At 66.8% G+C, this 7539-nt stretch carries 6 protein-coding genes; 5 read left to right on the forward strand and 1 reads right to left on the reverse strand.

The window, feature by feature from the left end:
* The 5 genes from CVM52_RS21895 to mdoH all read left to right on the forward strand — a co-directional run.
* Positions 1-539 (forward strand): thiamine pyrophosphate-dependent enzyme (locus CVM52_RS21895; RefSeq protein WP_240621031.1); only part of this gene is annotated, 539 nt, incomplete at its 5' end.
* Positions 540-744: 205 nt separating this feature from the next.
* The gene (locus tag CVM52_RS21900; protein WP_100164509.1) at positions 745-2115 is read left to right on the forward strand and encodes a tetratricopeptide repeat protein; all 1371 of its coding nucleotides are present in this window, start codon (positions 745-747) and stop codon (positions 2113-2115) included.
* Positions 2116-2134: 19 nt separating this feature from the next.
* A complete protein-coding gene (locus CVM52_RS21905; protein ID WP_100164510.1) occupies positions 2135-3388 on the forward strand; it encodes an OpgC family protein in 1254 nt (417 codons plus the stop codon).
* Entirely contained in the window at positions 3385-4902 is a 1518-nt protein-coding gene (locus tag CVM52_RS21910) for an OpgD/OpgG family glucan biosynthesis protein (RefSeq protein WP_100164511.1), read from the forward strand. The genes CVM52_RS21905 and CVM52_RS21910 overlap by 4 nt, the downstream gene beginning before the upstream one ends.
* Complete coding sequence (mdoH, locus tag CVM52_RS21915; protein WP_100164512.1) at positions 4902-6776, forward strand: glucans biosynthesis glucosyltransferase MdoH; 1875 nt, start codon at positions 4902-4904, stop codon at positions 6774-6776. The genes CVM52_RS21910 and mdoH overlap by 1 nt, the downstream gene beginning before the upstream one ends.
* An 84-nt stretch (positions 6777-6860) precedes the next feature.
* On the opposite strand, the gene CVM52_RS21920 is transcribed toward mdoH, so the two are convergent.
* Positions 6861-7539, reverse strand: a 679-nt coding sequence (locus tag CVM52_RS21920) for a CE1 family esterase (protein ID WP_133119933.1), incomplete at its 5' end; no start/stop codon positions are given.

The following is a 7539-nucleotide window of genomic DNA, read 5'->3' on the forward strand; positions in this document are numbered from 1 at the left end:
GCCCGGCGGCGGTGATCGCCGAGGCGCGGGCGGTGCTGCCGGCCGAGACGCTGGCCACCGCCGACAGCGGCGCGCATCGCATCCTGCTCAGCCAGATGTGGACCTGCCGCGAACCCCGCGCGCTGGTGCAATCCTCGGGGCTGTGCACCATGGGCTGCGCGGTGCCGCTGGCGATCGGTTTGAAATTCGCCGCGCCCGACCGCCCGGTGGTCAGCTTTTCCGGCGATGCCGGGTTCCTGATGGTGGCGGGTGAACTGGCCACCGCCGCCGAGTTGGGCACGCCGGTGATCTTCGTGGTGTTTGTCGATGCCAGCCTGGCGCTGATCGAGAAAAAACAGCGCGAACGCCAGTTGCCCAATGCCGGGGTGGACTTTGCCGGGTCGGATTTTGCCGCCATTGGCCGCGCCTTTGGCGGGGCCGGGGAAACCGTGCGCAACCGGGCCGAACTGCGCGCCGCGCTTGGCGCCGCGCTGAGCCGCGACAGCTTTACCGTGATCGCCGCGGAAATCGGCCGCGGCGGCTATGACGGCCGGATCTAGGCGCGTTTCCGCCGGTCGATGCCGGCGGATTGTTGAAACATGGCAGGGGCTTATGCCCGCGATTGTGGCGGATTTCCGTCACATTATACACGTCCGACCACACGCGCTTTCACCAATGCGAGAGCGACCGCGATAATATTATTTCACTCCCCGCCCATTTGCTATGGCTTCCTGTACCACGGCTTGAACACGCGCAGGAGACGGGATGAAGCAGGACATTTTCGGACAGCAGGTCACGCTGGAGACCGATCCCGGCCTGCGCGACTGGAACGCCACTCAACTGGCATTCCTGGCGCATTCCGCCCAGACCGCCGATCTGCTGGCCGCAGTGCTGCGGGCCGAACCGGGCTTTGCCCTGGGGCTGGCGGTAAAGGGGCTGTTCTGTCTGTTGCAGGGGCGGTGCGAGCTGAACGTCACCGCCGCCGAGGCGCTGCGCGCGGCGCGCGCCGCTGCGGCCCAAGGCGACATCACCCCGCGCGAGTCCCGCTATCTGGCGGCGCTGGCGGCCTGGCTGGTCGGCAAACCCACCCTGGCGGTCGCCGAGATGGAGGCGGTGCTGGCCCGCAATCCCGGCGATACGATGGCGATGAAGCTGAGCCATGCGATTCGCTTTGTCCTGGGCGATGCGGCGGGCATGCGCCGCTCGGTCGAGGCGTTGCTGCCGGCCTATGCGCTCGATCATCCGGGGCGCGGCTATCTGCTGGGCTGTCATGCCTTCGCGCTGGAGGAAACCGGCGATTACGAACGTGCTGAAATTGCCGGGCGCCAGGCGCTGTGGCAGGCGCCCGACGATGCCTGGGGCCTGCACGCGGTGGCCCATGTGCACGAAATGACCGGCCGCGCCCGGCAGGGGCTGGCCTGGCTGACCGGGCGGGAAGAGGCCTGGTCGCATTGCAACAACTTCCGCTATCACGTCTGGTGGCACAAGGCGCTGATGCATCTGGACCAGGGCGAAATCGACGCGGTTTTCGACCTCTACGACCAAGAGATCCGCAAGGATCACACCGATGATTATCGCGATATTTCAAATGGCGCTTCGCTGTTGATGCGTTTGGAACTGGAGGGTCTTGACGTTGGCGGCCGTTGGGATGAAATGGCGCAAATTGCGGCGCGCCGCACAAAAGACGGGAGCCTGATCTTCGCCGACTTGCACTACCTGCTTGCCCTGACTCACGGGGACGAGAAGACCACGGCCCATGACCTGATCCGACGCATCGCCCGCGACGCTCAATCTTCGCAGACCGACTCTGCGGAGCGTATGGCCGCGCCCGGGTTGGACGCCGCCGAGGGGCTTCTGGCGTTTTCCGAGACACGGCATGGCGATGCCTTCCGCCATCTCTGCCGCGCCCGTGCCACCATGCAACTGGCCGGCGGCAGCCATGCTCAGCGCGATGTGTTCGAACGCATCACCATCGATGCCGGCATTCGCGCCGGGTGTTTCGACCAGGCCGAGCAGCTGTTGGCCGAACGCCAGGGCCAACGGGCCGGGACCGAAGACGCCTATGCCGCCGCGCGGCGCGCGCTGATCGCAGCAGGAAGGGAACCGGATCACGCATTGCGCGTTCCGGTTCGGTGAGTCGGTGAATCAGGGGCGCATGACCAGAGTTTCCGCGGGCAGTGAATTTGTCGAACGCGCGGCTGCGGTAAATCCCGCCGCCGCGGCAAAAACCGTGCGCGATCCACGGCTCGATTTTTACCGTGGCCTGGCGATGTTTATCATCCTGGTCGCCCATATCCCCTTTAACGCCTGGGCGGGCTGGATCCCGGCGCGGTTCGGCTTTTCCGACGCCACCGAGATTTTCGTGTTCTGCTCGGGCATGGCCTCGGCCATTGCCTTTGGCGGCGCCTTCGCGCGCCGGGGCTGGCTGCTGGGCACGTCGCGGGTGCTGTTCCGCTGCTGGCAGGTCTACTGGGCGCATATCGGCCTGTTCTTCTTCACCGCCATGATGATGGCGGCGCTGGATACCTACGGAACTTTCGGGGAAAGCTATATCGACTCGCTGAACCTGGGCCGGTTCTTCGCGGACCCGGCGCCGCAGATCGTCGGCATGTTCACCCTGACCTATGTGCCGAATTATTTCGACATCCTGCCGATGTACCTGGTGGTGCTGGCGATGATGCCACTGGTGATGGCGCTGGCAAATGTCAGCCTGTGGGCCGTGGCCGGCGGCTGCCTGGCGGTCTGGGCCGCGGCCAATATCGGCGATGTTCATCTGCCGGCGGAACCGTGGTCGGAACGGGAATGGTTCTTCAACCCGTTTGGCTGGCAATTGCTGTTCTTCACGGGATTTGCCTTCATGCGCGGCTGGCTGCCGCAGCCACCGGTCTCCAAGGTGCTGATCTGGGCCTGCGCTGCGTTCCTGGTGCTGTCCGCGCCGATCGGGTCCTGGAAGGTCTTCACCTGGGTCGATGCCGCCTGGCCGGTGCTGGGCGACAGCCTGCGCTCGGTCTGGGAGGGGCTGCGCCTGTTCGGCGAACGCACCGGCTTCGATCTGCGCGACAAGACCGATTTCGCGCTGTTGCGCTATGTGCATTTCCTGTGCCTGGCCTATCTCGCCTGGGTCATCGCCGGTGTCGGCGGCCGCAACCTGCTGAGCACCGGAGAGGGGCTGGCGGGCCGGGTCTGGCAGGCCTTGCTGGCGGTCATCCTGAAGGTCGGCCAGCAATCTCTTGCCGTTTTTGTGTTCTCAATGGCGATTGCGCGCCTGCTGGGCTTCGTTCTGGACCAGATCGGGCGCTCGGTCGGCACATTTGCGCTCGTCAACCTTGCCGGCTTTTGCATGATTATCGCAGTGGCTTACATCGCTGCCTGGTTCAAGTCGCAGCCCTGGAAAAGCAAACCAAGATGAAACTGACACGCCGTGCACTGCTCGCCATGTCCTCGGCAATGGCGCTGACCGCCCCTGCCGTGGCGCGGGCCTCGGACTGGCCGTTCGGCCGGCAGGAGGTGATCGCGCTGGCCCAGCGCCTGGCCGCCGCCGAGTATCAGCCGCGCCCGAAAGTGCCGCAGCCCTGGCTCGACCTGACCTACGAGCAGTACCGCTCAATCTGGTTCCGCCCCTCCGAGGCGCTGTGGGCCGGCACGTCCTCGCCCTACGAGGTCGATTTCTTCCTGCCCGGTCTCTATTTCCCTCGCGCGGTCGGCATCGACGCGGTGGTCGACGGCATCGCCGTGCCGGTGCCCTTCGAGATGGACCGGTTCGACAAGACCGACAGCTTCCCCGACATCCCGGTCGAGCGCGGGCTGGGGTATTCCGGTTTCCGCCTGCGCACCGAACTGACCGAGCCGGGCAAGAAAAACGAATTCTGCGTGTTCCAGGGCGCCAGCTATTTCCGCGCCATCGGCTACAACCAGGTTTACGGACTGTCGGGGCGCGGCCTGGCGATCCGGACCGGCGATCCCGAGGGCGAGGAATTCCCCGAATTCATCCGCTTCTGGCTGGAGCGCCCGGCGCCCGGCCAGAAGAACATCATCGTGCACGCCCTGATGGACAGCCCCAGCGTCGCCGGCGCCTACCGGTTCGACATCACGCCGGGCCCGTCCTGCGTGATGGAGGTGCGGGCCACGCTGTTCCCGCGCGTCGAGCTGACCCATATCGGGCTGGGCGCGCTGACCAGCATGTTCCTGTTCGACGAAACCGACCACACCCGCTTTGACGATTTCCGCCCGGCGGTGCATGACAATGACGGGCTGATGATCTGGAACGGGGCGGGCGAGGTGCTGTGGCGGCCGCTGGCCAATCCGCGCAAGCTGCAGATCTCGAACTTCGTCGACGAGATGCCGCGCGGTTTCGGTCTGATGCAGCGCGCCCGCGGCTTTTCCGATTATGGCGATCTCGAAGCGCAGTACCACCGCCGCCCCGGCATGTGGGTGCAGCCCCAGGGCGACTGGGGCCGCGGCTCGGTCGCGCTGGTGGAAATCCCGGCCGACAAGGAAATCTACGACAATATCGTCGCCTACTGGCGCCCGCGCGATCCGCTGCCGGCCGGTGGGCGGGCGGAATATTCCTATCGCCTGACCTGGGGCGCCGAGGCGCCGGTGGACACCGGCCTGCCGCGCGTGATCAACACCGCGATGGGGGCCAGCCATGCCTGGTCGCAGCACGAAAACGGCCGCATGGTCGCCATTGACTTTGAATCGCACCCGATCTTCGAGGACGGCCCCGAGGGCATCGAGATCGTGGTCAGCTCGCCGCATGTGGAAACCACCCCCGGCGTTTTGCAGCGCAACCCCGACACCGACGGCCTGCGTCTGGTCTTTGCATTCGATCCGGGCGATCGCGACCTGGTGGAATTGCGGGCCCAGCTGCGCAAGGACGGCGCCCCCGCCAGCGAAGTCTGGCTGTACAGGTGGACGACCTAATGGACAATCTCCACATCATGCCCGCCGAATGCCCCCGGCCGATGCCGGTGCAGGATTTCGGCAGCACCTATCGCGATGACCAGGCCCCCGGCACCGCGCCCGACAATGATGTCGCGCTGTGGCGGGTGATCGCCTTCAGCCCCGCCATGGTGGCCACCGGCGGGCTGCTGTTCCTGATCTACGGCTGGTTCTCGGAGGACGGAATCGGCGTGGTCGAGGGGCTGCTGCTGACGCTGATCTGCTTCAACTTTTTCTGGATCACCTTCACCGTCAGCACCGTGGCGCTGGGCCTGTGGTCGCTGTCGCGCGATCGTGGCCAGCCGGCGTCGGCGCCGGGGCCGGCCAACGGCCTGAACGTCGCCCTGCTGGTGCCGATCTATAACGAGGTGCCCTGGTACGTGCTGGGCAATGCCCGGTCGATGCTGGAAGAGCTGCGCGCGCGCGGCGGCAGGCACCGCTTTGCCATGTTCATCCTGTCCGACACCCGCGACGACCAGATCGCCCGCGCCGAGCAGCAGAGCATCCGCGCGCTGCAGGCGATGCTGAGCCCGGGGATCGAACTGTATTATCGCCGCCGCGCCGAGAATATCGACCGCAAGGTGGGCAATATCGCCGACTGGGTCTGCCGCTGGGGCGGCGGCTATGACGCGATGCTGGTGCTGGATGCCGACAGCCTGATGACCGGCAGCGCCATCACCGAACTGACCGACGCGCTGGCGCGCGATCCCGGCGCCGGGCTGATCCAGAGCTTTCCGCAGCTGATCGGCGCGCAGTCGGTCTTTGCGCGGGTGCAGCAATTCGCCTCGGGCGTCTACGGCGCCGCCTTTGCCGAGGGCATGGCCCGCTGGTGCGGGCAGGAGGGAAATTACTGGGGCCATAACGCGATCATCCGCACCGCCGCCTTCGCGTCGTCGGCCGGGCTGCCCTATCTGCGCGGGCTGGGCGGCGGCCAGAAACTGATCATGAGCCACGATTTCGTCGAGGCCAGCCTGCTGCGCCGCGCCGGCTGGGGCGTGCGGTTCCTGCCGCGCATCCGCGGAAGCTATGAGGAATCGCCGCAGACGCTGATCGACTATATCCAGCGCGACCGGCGCTGGTGCCAGGGCAACCTGCAGCACCTGGGAATCCTGCGCGCCAAGGGGTTCCGGTCGATGTCGCGCTTTCACATGCTGCACGGTGCCATCGGCTATCTGTTGTCGCCGATCTGGTTCGCGCTGCTGGTGATGTGGGCGGTGATCGGGCAGGGGCAGGAGGCCAGCGTGCTGACCTATTTCAGCGAGGCCAACCCGCTGATGCCGACCTGGCCGGAACTGACCGACAGTCGCCATGTGCTGATCATCGTGCTGATGTACGCGATGCTGCTGGCGCCCAAGTTCTTCGGGGTGGCGGCGCTGCCGCTGACCGGTACCCGCTTTGCCGAATTCGGCGGCACCGGGCGCTTTGGCCTGTCCTTCCTGTCCGAGCTGCTGCTGTCGATCCTCTACGCGCCGATCCTGATGGTGCAGCAGATGATCGCGGTGCTGCGCACCGTGCTGGGCATCCAGAAAGGCTGGACCCCGCAGACCCGCGCCGGCGGGCAATATTCGCTGCGCACCGTGGCGCTGTGCCACGCGCTGGAAACCGTCAGCGGTGCCGCGCTGATTGCCGGCATGATCGCCGGTCTGGTCTCGCTCTGGCTGCTGCCGATCGCGGTCAGCCTGCTGCTCGCGATCCCGCTGTCGATGCTGAGCGGCCTGTCGCTGGGCACGCGGCAGGGCTGGCTGGGCACGCGCGAGGAATTCGACGTGCCGCCGATCACCCGCGCGGCGTTGCATTACCGCGCCGAGCTGCGGTCGATCCTCGAAGGCGGCGCGCAGGTGCAGGCGGCGGAGTAACCGCGCCGCGCCGGTCAGGGGCGATGAATTTTGCAGTAAAATTCATGGCAAAAGTTCTCCAAAACTTTTGCCCGTCGCGCCGGGTTACTCGGTCACCGCCTCGAACCAGTCCAGCGCCATGTCGGCCCAGCCCGGCGGCACCGTGTGGCCGCCGGCAAACAGCGCGAAGTCCAGCGCGCTGCCCGGCGCGCAGCTCTCCCAGCTGCGCCGCCAGAATGGCCCGGTTTCGGTGAATCCCGTCGGATCCGGCCGGGCGCAGCGATTGGCGCGGCGCCAGATCGCCAGGCCGGCGAAGATATCGCCCTGCAGGAACCGCCCGCCGCCCAGCGGGCGGCCTTCCAGCGGCACCACCGGATCCTGCCAGCCATGGGTCTGCAACAGCCGGACCGGGCCGGCGCAGGTGGCGGGATGCGGCTGCCAGAACCCACCGGACACCGGCGCATAGGCCGGAAAGGCGGCAGGATCGCTGCAGGCCAAATAGCTGACCTCGAAGGCGCCGGCCGAGAACCCCGCCAGCAGCGTGCGGTCGGGATCGATGCCAAAGCGGTCGGCGGCATCGGCCAGCACCCGCTTGAGGAAATCGGTCTCGTCGCGGCCTTCCCAGCCGGGAAAGAAGTTCCAGTTGCTGCCCGGCCGGCCGCGGAACGACCGCCCTCCGGTCGGGGCGATCACCGCATAGCCCCGCGCCAGCAGCGGCGCGATCAGGCCGCTGTTGCGCAGCACCGCCGCGCCAGTGCTGCCGGCGCCATGCAGAAACACCACC

This window comes from Pseudooceanicola lipolyticus (assembly GCF_002786325.1).
In the GTDB taxonomy this organism is placed as follows: Bacteria; Pseudomonadota; Alphaproteobacteria; order Rhodobacterales; family Rhodobacteraceae; genus Pseudooceanicola_C; species Pseudooceanicola_C lipolyticus.

What these genes read in the sequence shown, in the direction of transcription:
- CVM52_RS21900 (WP_100164509.1), top strand. Translation starts at nt 745, where the DNA reads ATGAAGCAGGACATTTTCGGACAGCAGGTCACGCTGGAGACCGATCCC.
- CVM52_RS21905 (WP_100164510.1), top strand. Translation starts at nt 2,135, where the DNA reads ATGACCAGAGTTTCCGCGGGCAGTGAATTTGTCGAACGCGCGGCTGCG.
- CVM52_RS21910 (WP_100164511.1), top strand. Translation starts at nt 3,385, where the DNA reads ATGAAACTGACACGCCGTGCACTGCTCGCCATGTCCTCGGCAATGGCG.
- mdoH (WP_100164512.1), top strand. Translation starts at nt 4,902, where the DNA reads ATGGACAATCTCCACATCATGCCCGCCGAATGCCCCCGGCCGATGCCG.